Source organism: Paenibacillus sp. GCM10028914 (genome assembly GCF_042666275.1).
In the GTDB taxonomy this organism is placed as follows: domain Bacteria; phylum Bacillota; class Bacilli; order Paenibacillales; family Paenibacillaceae; genus Paenibacillus_AQ.
The window spans coordinates 12474-29348 of sequence record NZ_JBHTFO010000021.1 but is presented as its reverse complement, the minus strand read 5'-3'; the positions used below and the strand labels follow the sequence as shown (position 1 = coordinate 29348).

Sequence of the window (16875 nt, the reverse complement as noted above, 5' to 3'; positions counted from 1 at the left end):
TATTGGTTACAAAATATAATTCCTATTTGAACCAGCAAGGCGTTACGAGCAGAAAAATCCATAGCGCAGATTTCGCGCTATGGATTCCCAATTTCCTAATCAACACACTGGATAAACGTTACTTAGTCATAATAGACCAAGCCCCATCCATTCGTGGTTGGCAGGAAGCTGATTCTCATCTGCGCGATTTTGTTTTTCAACTGATGACTGTGACATGATGTGATGGATAGACTGTGAAAAATGCGGGTCTGAGACTGCTGTCCTTGCCTAGATTATCCGATTTGTTATTTCCCAGTTCCTTCGTTCTTCTCGCTGTCTTTCGTTCCTTCACCTGTTGCAGGTTCCTTGTCCGTGCTATCGGTACCTTTGTCCTCACCTTCAGCAGGTGCGGTTTCAGTTTCGCTTTTTGGAAGATCCATTTCCTCAATCAGACCATTTAACTCGTTCTTCATGAAGTCATCGACTTTAAGGGAAGCCAGTTCGTTATGAATGCTTTCCTTCTGAGTATCGCTCAGCGTGTCAAAGGTAACTTCCTTGCGGCTTTCAACTTTCATAATATGGTAACCAGCTTCCGTCTCAACTGGATCACTGATCTTGTTCAGAGGAAGAGTCAGTGCCTTTTCTTTAAACTCGGCCAGCCAATTGCCGGCTGCCTTGTTCTCATACAGGCCACCGTTATCCTTAGATCCTGGATCTTCGGAATACTCTTTCGCAACTTTTGCAAAATCTTCACCCTTGTCCAATTTAGATTTAACCTCTTTGGCAAGTTTTAAAGCATCTTCTTTGGTACGCTCATTTCCTTCGGCGTCTGTAAATCCAATCAGAACATGACGAACACTGATCATAGTGAAGTCCTGTTTATTGCTCTCGAACTCCTTCTTGATATCATCTTCCGTCACTTTGTTCTTCTGGTCTTCCATCACCGTTAGAACACGAACCATGTAATTCTCAAGATCTTGCTCAGTCAGATTTTGCGCCTCCAAGGATTTTTTAAACTGCTCCTCACCCATCGCGGTTTTATTCTGTTTCACCAGATCTTCCGCCTGAGTTTGTGCTGTTTTCTTTGCCTCTTCACCTGCTTTGGAATAGAGATACTCATAGGCTACTCCCTGCTTGGCCAAGTATTCCTTGAACTGGTCCATTTGCAAGAATTGAGCATATTCCGGAGACATGAACTGCATCATACGCTGTTCAAGCTCGAACTCTTTCTCCGTAATTTCCCCGCCCTTGTATTTCACTACAACTTTGCTATCATCCTTCGGTTGTGCGTTATCTTTACTGTCGTCACCGCATGCAGCGAGTACCGACATGGACATTACCGCAGTAAGCGATACGATAAACATCTTCCACGCCTTTTTATTTCTTGACGGCATTTTGTAAATCTCCCTTCAGGTTGAATGGCTCCTTGGCGGCCTCTAGAAACTGCTCCAGCAGTTCGAGCAACTGTTGATCCGATAGACCCTTACCCTTGAGACGGATCAGCATATTAGGACCCTGATCAAATTGTACACGTCTTTCGAACAGATTTCCAATTTCGGCAAGCCGAACCGTATTAACAATTTTATCCTGTCCTTCATAGAACTGCAAAAGGACATCATCTCCACGTTGAGAAATGGAGTCAATTCCGTACATTCGTCCATATACTTTTAAACGGGAAACGGCCAGTAAGTTTTGCACGGCAAGCGGCAATTCTCCGAACCGATCAAGCAGCTCATCTTCAAGTTCTGCCGCTTCGTCGAAGGAGGAAACGACCGCCACTTTTTTATATATTTCAATTTTTTGAATGCTGTCATAAATATAATCCGACGGTAAATATGCATCAATCCCCAGATCGATGGAGGTGTTCCAGTGCTGAGATGCAACCACAGGTTCACCAAGCATACTTACTTTACGTTTCTGAATTTCTTCCGCCAGCATTTGTGAGTATAGATCAAAACCGACAGATGCAATGAATCCGTGCTGTTCAGCACCAAGCAGATTCCCCGCTCCACGAATGGACAAGTCTCGCATCGCGATTTTGAAACCAGAGCCTAGCTCTGTGAACTCTTTAATCGACTGAAGACGTTTCTCTGCTACCTCGGTCAGCACCTTATCGCGCTGATACGTAAAGTAAGCATAGGCTATCCGGTTGGAACGTCCCACCCGGCCGCGCAGTTGATACAGCTGGGAAAGCCCCATCTTATCAGCATCATGAACAATGAGCGTGTTCACGTTAGGAATGTCTACACCTGTCTCAATGATGCTTGTACTTACAAGAACGTCGTATTCACCATCTAAGAAATCAAGAATCGTCTTCTCCAATTCCGTTTCGGACATTTGCCCGTGCCCAACCCCTACTTTTGCCTCGGGAACAAGCATTGAAATTTGAGCAGCCATCTCCTGGATACCCTGTACTCGGTTGTATAGATAATAAACCTGTCCACCACGAGCGAGTTCCCGCTCAATAGCCTCTCTAACGAGAGTTTGACTATGCTCAACAACATAAGTCTGCACCGGGAAACGGTTTTCTGGTGGTGTCTCAATAACAGACAAATCGCGGACACCGAGCATGGACATGTGAAGAGTACGTGGAATCGGGGTTGCTGTCAGCGTCAACACATCCACATTCGTCTTAAGACGCTTTAATTTCTCCTTATGGGTTACGCCAAAACGCTGCTCCTCATCGACGATAAGAAGACCCAGATCCTTAAATACAAGGTCCTGTGACAAAAGACGATGCGTACCGATCAAAATATCAACCGTACCTTGTTTAACCTTCTTAATTGTCTCATTCTGCTCCTTACGGCTGCGGAATCGGCTAAGCACCTGAATATTAATCGGGTAATTGGAAAAACGCTCACGGAACGTCTCATAATGTTGCTGAGCGAGTATCGTCGTAGGTACTAGAACAGCTACCTGCTTACCCTCAATAGCTGCTTTAAAAGCAGCACGAACCGCAACCTCTGTTTTACCATAACCGACATCACCACAGAGCAATCTGTCCATCGGACGGTTCTGTTCCATGTCTTTCTTAATTTCCTCGATTGCCCGCAGCTGATCATGCGTTTCGTCATAAGGGAATAAATCCTCAAATTCCTGCTGCTCTGGCGTATCTTTTTCAAAGCCATAACCTGGTGCCGACTGACGGTCTGCATACAGCTTAATCAAGTCATCGGCAATATCTTGTACGGAGGAACGGACCTTATTCTTAACCCGTGTCCATTCGTTACCTCCGAGCTTATAAATCTTAGGTTCCTTATCCTCTGAACCGACATATTTCTGGATGAGATCGATCTGTTCGATCGGTACAGAAAGCTTGTCACTACCGGCATAGAGGATGTGCATATAATCCTTATGGATACCGTTAATTTCAAGTGTGCCGATTCCCATATATTTACCGATACCATGGTTTTGATGAACAACATAATCTCCGACTTTAAGCTCTGTATAGCTTTTAATTCGCTCGGCGTTATCCATATTTTTGTTCGTTTTGCGTACTTTCCGTTGCTTCTGGGAGAACATTTCCGCCTCGGTAATGACGGCCACATGAACAGAAGGCATTTCAAATCCGTTCTGCAGGCTGCCATCGAGCATGATCGGCTCATCGATATCATAATCCTGCAAAACACGTCTCATCCGGTCCATACGATCTGGGCCACCTGCGAGCATAATTACTTTGACGCCGGTTTTGTGCCAACGCTCCATTTCAGACTTAAGAACATTCATCTGCCCATGGAAATCCTGCATCCCACGGGTGATAAAGTTAACGATGTTTTGAGGCTGAATTCTAGGAACTTGACGCAAAAATATCGAGATAAGAAGGGTCTGGAATCGATGTTGGTATACCACTTCATCACTATCAATTGATAACGGCAGATCTGGTAGGGATTTACCATTTTGCATCAAATGAATATTCCATTCTGCTTCATCACGCTCTAACTGTTTTCCTGTTTCAAGAAGACGAGTCGGTTCATCCAAAACAAGCAATGTGTCTTCCGGCATATAATCAAATAAATGTGTTTTTTCTGGGTATAGCAAAGAAATATATTTATAGATTTCTGGAAAATACACGCGTTCACGCATCATTTCCATCTCACGATTAATTTCCTCGCGAAGACGAAGTTTTGCCTGTCTGTCTGTCATTCTCTCCAGCTGTGATTCCAGAAGTTTGGAAACACGATCTGCAGCTCTGGTAAGCCGCTCTGAATCCGCAATAATTTCTTTGCATGGAGTGATAACCACTTCTTTCACTTTATCGATCGAGCGCTGGTCTGACGGATCGAAGGTACGAATGGAATCAATGTCCTCATCAAACAGCTCCACCCGATAAGCATAAGCCGTTGTCATCGGATAGAAATCGATAATTCCACCCCGAACACTCATCTCTCCGCGGCTTTCTACTCTTTCCACACGCTCATATCCAAGCTCAATCATTCGACTCAAAAATGATTCTAGTTCAAGAGTACCTCCATCGTTTAGAGTGATTCTCGCGTCAGCCATGACTTCCGGTGCAGGAAGCAAACGACGCACACCCGAAAATGGAGCCACAACAATACCCCGGAAACCACGTGCACAGCGATGCAGTACATCAATCCGCTGAGCTAGGGTCTCCGGGCTCGATACCGCTGATTCAGCTGCCACGAGCTCATTAGCGGGGTAGAGCAATACTTGATCCGCAGATAATACTTCCTGCAGGTCATCTGCAATTTTTTGTGCAGAGAACATATTATGAGTAACCACGAGCAATGGACGCTGCTGGTTCTGAAACAATGCAGCCATCAAGACTTGTCTGGATGAACCGGACAGGCCTGAAATAAGCTGTTCTCTCATTCCGGCTGAAGTACCTGCCGCAATGGATTTAAAATCCGTATCTTCTGAAAAGACATCAATAAGTGCTTGTAACAAAAGGGGGCACCTCTCTTATGCGAACATATAAATTTATTGAAAATGTGTAATCGAAAAGAAGCCTCAGCAAACTGCCAAGGCTACACCCGCGGCCTTTTTCGCTAACCGCGTTATTGTCCATCTTACATTAATCGCAAGACTAATTCCATGTCGTGCTACTGGAGGGGACTAGTCAATAGACTGAGTTCAGGATGCGCTTCCAGCGCTTCCCTACAGTGATCGCAGGTTACCCGTACGGTAACTTCCCCATTAAAATCATACGCTATTATATCCCTGCGCTCTTCGGTGGTCAAGGAATCGAATCCAAGCTGCGTTTCTGAGACATCTTTCGACTCAATACGTCCCTGAAAAGTACGACAGTGTCTACAAATATAGTTTATCGCCATCATATGCCTCCTGAAGGTCGTTTATACCTTCAGTATGCCCGAATTGCCATCCTTTCAGACTTTCCCGTCACACTTTCTCACCTTATTCAAAAGGACAGAATATCGATGGACTAGCTATTAACCATTAAATTTTTGCATGGTCTGCTCAAATGTATGGTCCAGACTATATTCAAGAGAATCACAGGTAGCTTCGATCATACTTTTTAACAGCTCATGTTCTTTTTTCGGGAAAGTTCCCAGCACATAATCCACCACAGCATGACCCGGTTCAGGACGTGAAATGCCCATTCTTACCCGATTAAACGTTTGAGTGCCTGTATGCTGGATAATCGACTTAATCCCATTATGTCCGCCAGCACTGCCTTGATATCTTAGTCGTATTCTCCCAACTGTCGTATCCAGATCATCATAAACAACAATCATATCTTCTAAATCCGCTTTATAGTAATCCATGAAGGCACGTACAGCTTCACCCGATAGATTCATAAATGTCATCGGTTTAATCAATACCGTCTTCTTGCCCCCAATAAATCCTTCAGCGATCATCGATTTCGATTTATGATTCGTAAATTTCATCCCATGACGTTCTGCCAAGACATCGAGTGCCATAAACCCGACATTGTGGCGCGTCTTTTCATAAGCTGGACCAGGGTTGCCCAATCCGACAATCCATTTCATTTGGTTGAGATTCCTTTCTTTATTTGTACTTTCTTCTTTGCAATTTTCTGAGTACAATATGAACAATACATCAGTAGTCGGATCAATTCGATCTCATCTTACATAACTGTGTCTTTCAGACCAATTTAATCCATACATTTGATCCATACCCTCACATAAGAAGGTGGACGGCATTGAATAATTATGAACAGAGATTGACGCATCATAGCCATTTTCAATACCACATGAAGCACGCAATCCCCGTGCAGGTATACGAGCAAAATTGCCATCTAGATGTGGGGCTAATCACCGCATTAGACGCTCATTTTGTAGAAGTAGAAGGAACACTATATAACCGAAGCTCTTATACTTTCATCTCGCGTCCAGGGTATTGATTGCCCGTACATATAATTGTAACCGGTTTCCCAAGTTGATTCTAAACATGTTCACAGAAAATGCCGCTATAGCCGACAAGGGTTACATTTCCCCACTTGAGGAAACGTAACCCTGTAAGATATAGCAAGTATTTATTCGATTTCGAACAGCTTACTGATGGACAATTCTTCGTGGACACGGATAATTGCCTCACCCATGAGTGGAGCAACGGACAAGACCGTCAGCTTGCTGGTCGGATTCTCGTGCGTAATTGGAATCGTGTCCGTCACAATAACTTCCTTAAGCGGTGAATTCTCCAGACGCTCGTGAGCCGGACCGGACAAGACCGGATGCGTACAACAAGCGTATACTTCTTTTACGCCGCCTTCCATAAGTGCGTTAGCACCAAGAACAATTGTACCAGCTGTATCGATGATATCATCGATCAGGATAGCTGTCTTACCCTCGATATTCCCGATAATGTTCATAACTTCACTAACGTTTGGCTCTGGACGCCGTTTATCAATGATCGCAAGCGGAGCGTTCAAGAAATCAGCCAGCTTTCTCGCACGAACCACACCGCCGTGATCCGGTGAAACAACGACCGGATTCTCGATCTGCTTGGAACGGAAATACTGGGCTATGATAGGAACGCCTAGCAAATGGTCTACAGGAATATCAAAGAATCCCTGAATTTGCATCGCATGTAAATCCATCGTGATTACACGATGTGCACCAGCCTTCTCAATGAGATTAGCAACCAGCTTCGCCGTGATTGGATCCCGGGAACGAGCTTTACGGTCTTGTCGAGCATAACCGTAATACGGAATAACCACATTGATACTCTTTGCGGAAGCCCGCTTAAGCGCATCAACCATAACCAGAAGCTCCATCAGGTTGTCATTAACCGGTCCACATGTAGACTGCACGATATAAACGTGACAACCACGAACGCTTTCAGAGAGTTTTACTTGAATCTCACCGTCGCTAAAGCTGGTTGTATGGGATTCACCCATTGGAATTCCGATATAATCGGCAATTTGATGGGCTAACCTTGGGTTGGAATTACATGTGAAAATTTTCAATTTAGAATCTAGATAAGTCATAGAATAGAAACCCTCCGTGCTGGTTCATTGAATTAGGCTGTCCGATCACCGCTTTTTTTCGCTTAAGAGGACAGCAACTAGGATTGTGTCTGACTGTTCTTCTTCGCTATAGCGCGCGCCCGGATTTTCTCGGCGTATCCAGGTTTATTCTCTTGCCGTTGTCTTCCTATTGCCAAGTCGTTTTCGGGCACAGAATGAGTGACGGTAGTACCAGCAACAATAAATGCGCCTCTACCCACTTTAACCGGTGCAACCAAGTTAACGTTACTTCCGATAAAAGCCTCATCCTCAATTTCGGTAACAGATTTATTATACCCATCATAGTTCACCGTTATCGCACCGCAACCGACATTAACATTTTTTCCGACTTTTGCGTCGCCAATATAGCTCAGGTGAGATACCTTCGAGCCATTGTCAATCGTCGAGTTCTTGACCTCAACGAAATCGCCAATCTTAACTTTCTCACCCAATTTGGCGCCAGGACGCAAATAAGCGAACGGCCCAATACTTGAGCCTTCTCCGACTTCGGCTTGATTCAGAACAGAGTATTTAATAGACACTCCGTCGGCAATGACCGAATCTTCAATCTCACTGTTTGGTCCAATCTCGCACTCACTGCCAATAACGGTATTCCCTTTTAATATTGTACCTGGTTGGAGCACCGTGTCTGCGCCTATCGTCACATCGGCGCCAATATATGTGGAAGCAGGATCAATAATGGTTACCCCGTTCAACATATGGCGTCTTGTTATACGCTCACGCATAAAGCCCTCGGCTTGCGATAAAGCCAGTCGGTCGTTAACCCCAATAGACTCCGCGTGATCGTCGGTCTGGTAAGCGAGTACCGTCTCACCAGCTTGCTTCATGATACCGATAACATCGGTCAAATAATATTCTTGCTGCGCATTGTTATTCGTTACTTTCTCAAGCGCATCAAACAGCTTAGCATTATCAAAACAGTAAGTACCTGTATTGATCTCTCCTACAGCGTCTTCCTCTGGGCTGCAGTCCTTCTGCTCTACAATCCGCAATACTTTGCCTTCCTCATCACGAATCACCCGGCCATAGCCTTTAGGGTTGTCCATATGAGCAGTCAGCACGGTTGCAGCAGCTTTGTTATTCTCGTGCAGTGCCAGCAAACCTTCAAGAGTCTCGGATGTGACAAGCGGTGTATCGCCACAAATGACGATCGTCGAGCCTTGTTCATCCCCAAGAAGCTCTTTCGCTTGTTTCACAGCATGACCGGTTCCAAGCTGCTCTTCCTGCAGCACATACTCCGCAGCATCGCCCAGGTATGAACGGACCGTTTCAGCCCCATGACCAACGACTACCACACTGCGTTCGCATCGAACCTGACCAACTGTCTGTAATACATGACCCACCATTGGTTTCCCGCAGACGGGGTGAAGAACTTTATATAGTTTCGATTTCATTCGTTTGCCCTGCCCAGCGGCGAGCACAATAGCCAATCTTTTCAAGGGCCCTGCCTCCTCCTCTTGAACTCACTACTGAATATATCTCATTCTAGAAAAAAAGAAAAGAGAGCCTCAAGTCCGGCTCTCTTTTCTTTGAACCCCAATTTTGAATCTTAAGCGCCTTCTTCAATGACTTCCTCTTCAGCAGCGCGTTCGTATTCAGCCAATACAGCCGACTGAATCTTCTCGCGAGTACCGGAAGAAATCGGATGGGCAATGTCGCGAAACTCTCCATCTGGAGTGCGTTTGCTCGGCATTGCAACAAACATTCCATTGTTGCCGTCAATAACGCGAATGTCGTGAACGACAAATTCGTTATCGATGGTAATGGATGCGATTGCCTTCATTCTCCCCTCAGAGTTAACACGGCGGAGTCTGACATCCGTAATTTGCATATGTGTTCACCACCTTTTTCCATCAGAGACTTGGTGTATAATTCCACACAGCAAACCGAATTCCTTCTTTTTTTATTTAGAAAATGTCCTAAAATCAGGAATTTTTTTTAAAAAGTGAGCTTTTCGACAGACTTCGGGCTCATTCGTTTGAAAACGCTATTTTTATCGACAAATACCGTCAGACCTATTTTTCGAAATAATTCCCGGGACTTACGGTTATCATCTTGCTCTTGGAATCTACATCCGAAAGTCTAGCCAATGAAATATAGTTCTGTAGTAACCGTTCCTCCGACTCAACGGCTCCTGACTCCAATAAGACGCCGACTCCGGCAACATCTGCGTTAAATTCAACCAGTAGATCCATCATCCCTTGGATCGTGCCCCCGGCTTTCATGAAGTCATCAACAATCAGCACGCGTGAACGTTCTTTGAGCGCTCTGCGTGAAAGTGACATCGTATGTATGCTCTTATGCGATCCTGAAACATAGTTAATGCTAACTGCTGACCCTTCCGTCACTTGGTGGTCTCGACGCACAAGAACGACCGGCAGGTTAAGCTGAGCGGCCGTTGCGTAAGCAAGTGGAATACCTTTGGTTTCTACGGTCATGACGACATCAATCTCTCGGTCTGCAAAAGCGGTAGCAAAAATCTTACCCGCTTCATTCATCAAGGAGGGCTCTCCTAGGAGATCAGACATATACAGATATCCGCCAGGTAGAATTCGGTCAGACTGTTGTAGCTTATGGCAAAGCTCCTGTGCAAAGGTAAGAGCATGGTCTTTGCGCAGCTTCGGAATATATTTCACGCCTCCGGCTGCCCCTGCAAGCGTCTGTAATTCGCCCGTACCTTCATCTTCAAAAACTTCCTTGATAATAGCTAAGTCCTCACTAATTGAGGATTTAGCCGCCCCATATCGCTCTGCAAACGTAGTTAGCGGAATCAAGGTATGTGGTTCAGACAATAAATACTGTGTCATGTCAACCAATCGTTCGCTTCGTTTAAGTTTCTTCACTGTTTTTCCTCGCTAAATCCGAATATTATATTGCAAATATAACACTTTTGTACGTATTCTTACAAGGTTATAAGGAACTACCTCTCTGACTTACGTACATTATGTTAGTAGTCTAACGGCATAGACCTCTTTACAAAAGCCTCTCAGTCCATTGTAAATCCGCGCGACTTTGGACTCTTTAGCAACTAAACCGAACACGGTTGGCCCGCTTCCAGACATAAGTACCCCGTCTGCCCCAAGCTTCATCATGGCTTCTTTCAGCTGCTGCACCTCAGGATGCAATTTCAGCGTCACTTCTTCAAGCACATTCCCAAGAGAGCCACACATTTCATTAAAGCTCCCCTTCTCAAGAGCTGCCACCATATCTTTAGCCGATGGATGATGTTGTATATTGTCACTCCGTAAGCGACCATACACTTCGGCTGTGGAAACGTTAATCGGTGGTTTAGCTACAATCGCCCAGCATTGGGGTGGATTCGGAACAGGCGTCAGTATTTCGCCTCTACCTGTCGCAAGCGCAGATCCGCCTGTGACACAGAAAGGCACGTCAGAACCTAGTTCTGCCCCCAAAGAAAGCAGCTGTTCCATCGGAATATTCAAATTCCATAGCCGATTTAAGCCACGCAGCGTAGCGGCTGCATCACTGCTTCCACCTGCTAGCCCTGCGGCCACCGGAATTTTTTTATCCAGATGAATATGTACCCCTTTACGGACATCATACCTCTCCTTAATTAACCTAGCCGCCTGAAAAGCCAGGTTCTTCTCATCCAAAGGAATATAACCTGCTTGACTCGTAATCATAATTGTATCTCTCGGTTGTTCAGACATCTCTAGCCGATCTGCCAGATCAATCATCGTCATGACCATCTCCACTTCGTGGAAACCGTCGGGTCTTTTATGAAGTACGTCCAGCATCAGATTTATCTTTGCAGGCGCTTTTTCGTATATTTTCAAGAAAGTTCACCTATCCTTAGCTTTTCCCATAAGCACAACTTAACACATTACAGAAAAAACTTCTAATTGACTATATATTATCAAACAGACACCGTGAAGTCATTTTCAATACAGACCAAATCCAAAAAAGAAAGAAAGGGACTTCCGAACTACGGAAGCCCCTTATAACGCTTTGAATTAACGGTCTGACTGGCGGGCTGCTCGCTCTGCGAGCTCAATCGCCTTTTTCACCATATTCCCCGCATCACTGGCTTTAATACCGCCCCAGCCTTCCTTTTGAACCGTATCGTAAAATCCAAGTTCTTTAGCCAGCTCGGTCTTCAGTTCTTCCGACATCATGGTCCTTCTTCTTCGGCTCATCAGTAGTTTGCCTCCTTGTGAATGTGGTAATGATGGCTTGATACATCTTTATTATGTACCTTGAAGCCAGGACCTCATTCTCAAATCTCATGGCAACAAAAAACAGCACCCGAGAGGGTGCTGTTCTGCATTACATAAAGTTATGACTTGATATAGGTTATACGCAACTGGCAGTCCTCATCCAAAACCATGATTTCTACCGTTTCGGTTAACACATCTGCATAACTGTAAGACACTCGTTTAAAGGTTTCTTGGTCTTGATCCAGTTTTACAATGAAAACAGAAGGGTACGTTTCTTCCAAAACACCAGTACGCTCAACGGTCTTACGGCGACCACCGTTTGCCCGCAGCGTAATTTTTTGCCCAAGATGAGCATCCAAACTGCGTTTGATTTCCAACAGCGCATTTTTAGCCATTGTCGACGACCACCTCTTTCCTTGTCCATTATATCAATTTACCAAGGCAATGTCAAATCAAAACCATTAATTATATCAGCATCAAAAATATATTGTCAACGAATTTTTTTTGAACATTGTTGAGTCGAGCGGAGAACCGTTATTATGCGCAAAACCGACAACAAATATGTACATTTTCCTTCAATTAATATACCTTATCCCATTGAAGCGAAACATAAGATTCGATTGTTTGTAGTGTGTACATTGTGAACCTAAAAAAACCCCTGCGATTAGGGGCTTTTTAGAATTCACTTATTTCTTTACCTGAAATGCGGTCACAAGAAGGAAATCTTAGCTGACGGATGGAGTTACCTTCAACGTAGATAAATCATTTAGACGCGGCAACCCAATTCGATAAGTTCCACGGGTCTCTATACCTCCTACACCCTGACTGCCACTTATCGTATTGTGTAGCACGTCATTCATGTTAACCGTTTCGCGAACAGACGTATATGCCGTCTTGGCAGCCACGTACACCGGGTCCAAAGCATGAATAAGCACACGTCCCGGAGAACTTGCAAAATTGGCCCCAGCCTGCAGCAATGCCTCAAAATGCGACTGACAAGCGCCTGCAACAATAACAAGTGTGTCCCGATTACGTTCATACTGTCTTGCAACCTGTATCGCCTGCACAAAGTTCTGTGAATTTTTATAACTTTCCAGGCTGTACAAATCACGGGTTTGAGGTCTTTTAAGCACACCATCATGGCCGGTTATAACGACAATATCCGGACGAACACGTGGCAGCATGCGATATAAGGCCTCCGCCATCGATGATTCATGAATATGATGTCCTTCAGCCGGAACCCGAAGCTGATTGTATAAGCTGAGGCTTTTTTTCAGGTAAAGGGGGTCTCCATCCAGATGTAGTACTTTTCCCGGCACGTCAAAATAACCTTTTTCACCGGTCCCCCATTCTGTTCTCAAATCTGCCAGGCGCCGCTCACTTTGCTCCTGGTGGTATTGTTGCAGGCGGGTTAACGATTCATTCGCTTTAATCTGCGCCTGCTTCGTCCGTTCGCTCGTCGTAGGATGTGGTACTCTTACCAGATCCCCAAGGGGCGAGTCGGCCAGCAGCCGAAAGTCCGTTCCTTTAATGATGGCCGTGTTCTGCTGTACACCTTCCACTCGGAACGTCACATCGCCGCCGTACGATCTACGAACGACCAAATCTCCAAAATTCATCACAACATCACCCCTACATCCATCGTATGGGCCTTTATCAGGATTGGTTCTTATATAGATCAAAATATCTATCTCTTCACAATAGAGTGCTAGCAGACGCTACGGATACGAATCATTCCTCCAATTGATCATAAAGAAGCTGTCCCTTAGTAGAATAAATCTACTTTTGGGACAGCCCCTTGCCATTACTTGATGGATTTGTTTGAAACCTTATCTTATACCCGCTGCAAGGAGTACCTTGCTAAGACGGGCATACTCTTCAATGCTCAGTGTCTCACCGCGCCGGGATGGCTCAATTTCCGCCTCCTGCAGCAATTGCTCCAGGCGTTCTCGTCCCTCTCCGGGGAAAAAGCGGCTTTTCAGGTTATTCGCAATCGTTTTACGACGCTGAGTGAATGATGCCTGTACAACCTCGAAGAAGTGACTTTCATCTTCAACCTCAACCGGAGGCTTGTCCCGTACCTTAAGTCGAATAACAGCTGATTCTACATTGGGCTGAGGAATAAAGACAGTATGAGGAACCGTACACACAAGCTTCGGCTCACTATAATATTGAACAGCAATACTCAAACTGCCATAATCCTTGGTTCCTGGTGAAGCAGCCATACGTACTGCAACTTCCTTCTGAATCATAACCACGATATTCTCAAGCGGCAGCTTCTCTTCAAGCAGCTTCATTAAAATCGGAGTAGTGACATAGTACGGCAAATTGGCTACGACACTAACCTTAGACACACCGCTAAAATGTTTGCGGAACAGCTCATGTAAATCCACCTTAAGCACATCTCCGTGATGGACGCTTACGTTAGGATACGGTTCTAATACTTCCTGAAGGATTGGAATAAGCCTTTGGTCGATTTCTACAGCTGTAACCGATCCAGCCGTCTGTGCCAGCTTTTCCGTCAAAGCTCCGATACCAGGGCCAATCTCCAGCGCCCCCTTATCCTTGTCCAGTCCTGCTGCCTCTACAATTTTGTACAGTATATTTTGATCGATGAGAAAATTTTGCCCAAGGCTCTTCTTAAATGAGAAGCCGTGGCGCTGAATGATCTCCTTCGTTCTTCTCGGGGTTGATATATCTTCAATTCGTGTCATAGCTCCGTACCTCCCTCTTCCAGCTGGGCAAGCGCTGATGCAAATTCTTCGCGTGATATTTGAAACATAGCCAGACGTTTATGAAACTGCTTTCCGTTACAGTATCCGATACCAAGCAGATTACCCATCGTCATACGTCTCGCAGCAGCCTGAGGATGCACGATCAGCCCTGCTTCAATCAGGTCATCCAGACCAATCAAACTTTCCGATCCTTCAAACGAAGTGTGCACGCGTCCCAGCGCATGGCGAATCGCCTCCGGTGAGGCGTTCTCTACCCCTATATCTCCTTTACGAGTAGCGTCTGCTTCCGGAATAAAGGCGTGCTTGCAGCCAGGAACTTTAGCATCGATGATCTTGCGAATTCGTTCTCCGGCATGATCCGGGTCCGTTAAAATTATAATGCCGCGTCGCTCCTGTGCTAACGCAATCTGTTTCAGCGTGCGGTTGTTTATAGCAGATCCCCCAGTTTCGATCGTGTCTGCCTCAACCGCCCGCTTCACAGCCACTGTATCGTCCCGGCCTTCCACGACAATAACTTCTTTGATCATTCGTACCTTCTTCCTTCCCAAAACAAAAGAAGAGGATGATCCATCCTCTTCTTAACATTACATTCCTATTAATTAAATAGTATAGCATTAGCATGGCATTGTAAAACAGAAATCATACGTTAGTTAAGCTCTGGTTTCACCGGACCGATAACATAAACAGTATGACCGCTTTTACGCCCGAAACTAAGTGCTGATTTTAGGGAATCGTAATACACATCGATTTTGTTGCCTTTAATGGCACCCCCCGTATCTTCAGCACGACGGAAGCCGACGCCTTCAATATATACCCACCAGCCGATCGGAATGACATTCGGATCCACTGCAATCGTACGTCCTTCGGTAACACGTGTACCGGAAGCAGTACGGGTACCAATGCCTTTCTGTTCGGCGGAATATGCTGTCATAGATACATTGTTTATTACTTTTTTGTATTCAAAGTCAACACCGGCTCTAGATATAACGTTATTAGCTTTCTCAGTTGAGGATGCCGTCTTAACCGCTGACTTCTCTTGAGTAGCTACTGTTTTTGTTGTAACAGCCTTATTAGATTGCGACGATTCAGCAGAAGCCGTCTGAACAGGCACAGCTACTTTTTTCGTTCCGACTGCAATGATTTTATCTTTGGTCTTACTCTGAACTTCTTTTTTAATAATTTTCTTTGAGACAAACTTTCCATCCTCGTACACTTTCTCAATATAGTTCACCACCACGCCTGGTTTACCGCTTTGCAAGACGCGGTTATCCCCCTTTTCCAAGGAAGGGTCAGCCGTTTTGATGACTCGGAACGCACGAGTTTCAGTCTGTTTAACAGTTTGTTTCGTGACGCGAACTACACGGATTTCTTCTTGCCCGAAAATTTTTGTTTCCAGGGAAGGTTTTACTGTATCTTCGCCCTTGATTGAAATGCCCGATTCTTTGAGTACATTTGCAACCGTATCTTGGGTAGTAAATATTGTGTTTTGTTTGCCGTCTGCGGTTATACGAACAGGTACCGCTCGTTTAATAATAATGCGATCTCCATCTTGGAGAACACCGTTTAACGGCATAGAAACCTCATCCTGTGGTTTCAGGGAAATGGCTTGCTCATCCAGCACTTCATGCAGCAAAGCCCTATGGGTTTCTACTGTGGTGATTCGTCCATCAATCACCAATTGAACCTCTTTACCCGGCCGAGTGTGAACAATCAGCATAACGAGTAATGTAATTGCGATGGCGCCAATGGCGGCCAGCATTAGTTGACGCAGATTCTCATGCTTCCATCGTAATGCGTAAGACATGCTGGATGATTGTGATTCATGGGTCTCTTCGTGTTGAAAAATGCCCACTATTTCATCCTCCTTCATAGTCCCGCCGTCTAGGTAACGCATGATTGCATTTGACGCGACTATAGCAAATTGTCTCACAGAGTGTTCTGCTATCTTTCTTCACTCTGCGTTACTCCCCGTCGATTCGTACACACAACCGTCACCCCCTGTTTACCAACAGTATGACGATACACTCTCCAATATTCTAAAATAAAAGAAAGCCAAAGAAAGAGTGATAGAGACTCTTTCGTGGCTTCCTGATGTCTACGATCTGGAAAATGGTATGCACGAGTTTGCCTCTCTTAATTACGCTTACGGAGTTAGCTGTCGGGTTCGGACGTAAGAGAGACGCCCTATCTCAAGTCAACCGCTCATGGCGGATGCCCTCAAATTCACCCCTAAGACCCAAAAAAGAAATCAAATACAGGAAAGCTTGCACTCAGCCAGCTATTACTGTATCGGTTCCCCCGTTCCCCAAATCATTGGAGACTAAGCGTGACGGTTCATAAAATATTCGGCTGATGATTTCGATCAGCTTCTTATCACTGACAAGATGATATCCTGTTTCGATACAGGTTGTAAAGCAACAATCAACCACATTTTTTCAGAAAAAAGGTTAAAATATTGTAATATAGTCGCCTTTTTTGATTAAAAAACTTTAATTGGTCGCTAAAGCTCTGTTTT

The 16875-nt window shown here is 45.0% G+C and carries 16 protein-coding genes and 1 riboswitch; of the genes, 1 reads left to right on the top strand and 15 read right to left on the bottom strand.

Annotated features, from left to right (window positions below; translation table 11 throughout):
- Positions 1–284: 284 nt before the first annotated feature.
- From ACFQV5_RS25390 to pth, 4 genes are all read right to left on the bottom strand, one after another.
- Positions 285–1373, bottom strand: a complete 1089-nt coding sequence (locus ACFQV5_RS25390) for a peptidylprolyl isomerase (RefSeq protein WP_379251346.1) — start codon at positions 1371–1373, stop codon at positions 285–287.
- A complete protein-coding gene (gene mfd, locus ACFQV5_RS25385) occupies positions 1357–4884 on the bottom strand; it encodes a transcription-repair coupling factor (protein WP_379251344.1) in 3528 nt (1175 codons plus the stop codon). The genes ACFQV5_RS25390 and mfd overlap by 17 nt, the downstream gene beginning before the upstream one ends.
- A gap of 155 nt (positions 4885–5039) precedes the next feature.
- Positions 5040–5270 (bottom strand): anti-sigma-F factor Fin, encoded by a 231-nt coding sequence (gene fin, locus ACFQV5_RS25380; protein WP_379251407.1) that lies wholly within the window; start codon positions 5268–5270, stop codon positions 5040–5042.
- Between the two features lie 117 nt (positions 5271–5387).
- On the bottom strand, positions 5388–5948 hold the full coding sequence (gene pth / locus ACFQV5_RS25375) for an aminoacyl-tRNA hydrolase (protein ID WP_379251342.1): 561 nt from the start codon (positions 5946–5948) through the stop codon (positions 5388–5390).
- A gap of 173 nt (positions 5949–6121) precedes the next feature.
- On the opposite strand from pth, the gene ACFQV5_RS25370 reads away from it, so the two are divergent.
- Positions 6122–6322, top strand: coding sequence for a hypothetical protein (locus tag ACFQV5_RS25370; protein ID WP_379251411.1), 201 nt, complete (start codon positions 6122–6124; stop codon positions 6320–6322).
- Positions 6323–6454: 132 nt separating this feature from the next.
- Here ACFQV5_RS25370 and ACFQV5_RS25365 read toward each other — a convergent pair whose 3' ends face one another.
- From ACFQV5_RS25365 to ACFQV5_RS25315, 11 genes are all read right to left on the bottom strand, one after another.
- Positions 6455–7408 (bottom strand): ribose-phosphate diphosphokinase, encoded by a 954-nt coding sequence (locus ACFQV5_RS25365; RefSeq protein WP_379251340.1) that lies wholly within the window; start codon positions 7406–7408, stop codon positions 6455–6457.
- A gap of 77 nt (positions 7409–7485) precedes the next feature.
- Positions 7486–8886: a bifunctional UDP-N-acetylglucosamine diphosphorylase/glucosamine-1-phosphate N-acetyltransferase GlmU gene (gene glmU, locus ACFQV5_RS25360; protein ID WP_379251338.1), complete on the bottom strand. Its 1401-nt coding sequence runs from the start codon at positions 8884–8886 to the stop codon at positions 7486–7488.
- 110 nt (positions 8887–8996) lie between these two features.
- Positions 8997–9278, bottom strand: a complete 282-nt coding sequence (gene spoVG / locus ACFQV5_RS25355) for a septation regulator SpoVG (RefSeq protein WP_379251336.1) — start codon at positions 9276–9278, stop codon at positions 8997–8999.
- Positions 9279–9462: 184 nt separating this feature from the next.
- Positions 9463–10290 (bottom strand): pur operon repressor, encoded by an 828-nt coding sequence (purR, locus tag ACFQV5_RS25350; RefSeq protein ID WP_379251334.1) that lies wholly within the window; start codon positions 10288–10290, stop codon positions 9463–9465.
- Between the two features lie 99 nt (positions 10291–10389).
- On the bottom strand, positions 10390–11244 hold the full coding sequence (ispE, locus tag ACFQV5_RS25345) for a 4-(cytidine 5'-diphospho)-2-C-methyl-D-erythritol kinase (RefSeq protein WP_379251332.1): 855 nt from the start codon (positions 11242–11244) through the stop codon (positions 10390–10392).
- A 177-nt stretch (positions 11245–11421) separates the two neighbouring features.
- Complete coding sequence (locus ACFQV5_RS25340) at positions 11422–11604, bottom strand: small, acid-soluble spore protein, alpha/beta type (RefSeq protein WP_379251330.1); 183 nt, start codon at positions 11602–11604, stop codon at positions 11422–11424.
- 140 nt (positions 11605–11744) lie between these two features.
- The gene (gene veg / locus ACFQV5_RS25335; RefSeq protein ID WP_379251328.1) at positions 11745–12020 is read right to left on the bottom strand and encodes a biofilm formation stimulator Veg; all 276 of its coding nucleotides are present in this window, start codon (positions 12018–12020) and stop codon (positions 11745–11747) included.
- A 330-nt stretch (positions 12021–12350) separates the two neighbouring features.
- A complete protein-coding gene (gene yabG / locus ACFQV5_RS25330; RefSeq protein WP_379251326.1) occupies positions 12351–13244 on the bottom strand; it encodes a sporulation peptidase YabG in 894 nt (297 codons plus the stop codon).
- 210 nt (positions 13245–13454) lie between these two features.
- The gene (rsmA, locus tag ACFQV5_RS25325) at positions 13455–14339 is read right to left on the bottom strand and encodes a 16S rRNA (adenine(1518)-N(6)/adenine(1519)-N(6))-dimethyltransferase RsmA (protein ID WP_379251325.1); all 885 of its coding nucleotides are present in this window, start codon (positions 14337–14339) and stop codon (positions 13455–13457) included.
- Positions 14336–14887 (bottom strand): ribonuclease M5, encoded by a 552-nt coding sequence (gene rnmV, locus ACFQV5_RS25320; protein ID WP_379251323.1) that lies wholly within the window; start codon positions 14885–14887, stop codon positions 14336–14338. The genes rsmA and rnmV overlap by 4 nt, the downstream gene beginning before the upstream one ends.
- A gap of 119 nt (positions 14888–15006) precedes the next feature.
- Entirely contained in the window at positions 15007–16212 is a 1206-nt protein-coding gene (locus ACFQV5_RS25315; protein ID WP_379251321.1) for a resuscitation-promoting factor, read from the bottom strand.
- A 273-nt stretch (positions 16213–16485) separates the two neighbouring features.
- A riboswitch (cyclic di-AMP (ydaO/yuaA leader) is annotated at positions 16486–16697 on the bottom strand.
- Positions 16698–16875 lie beyond the last annotated feature (178 nt).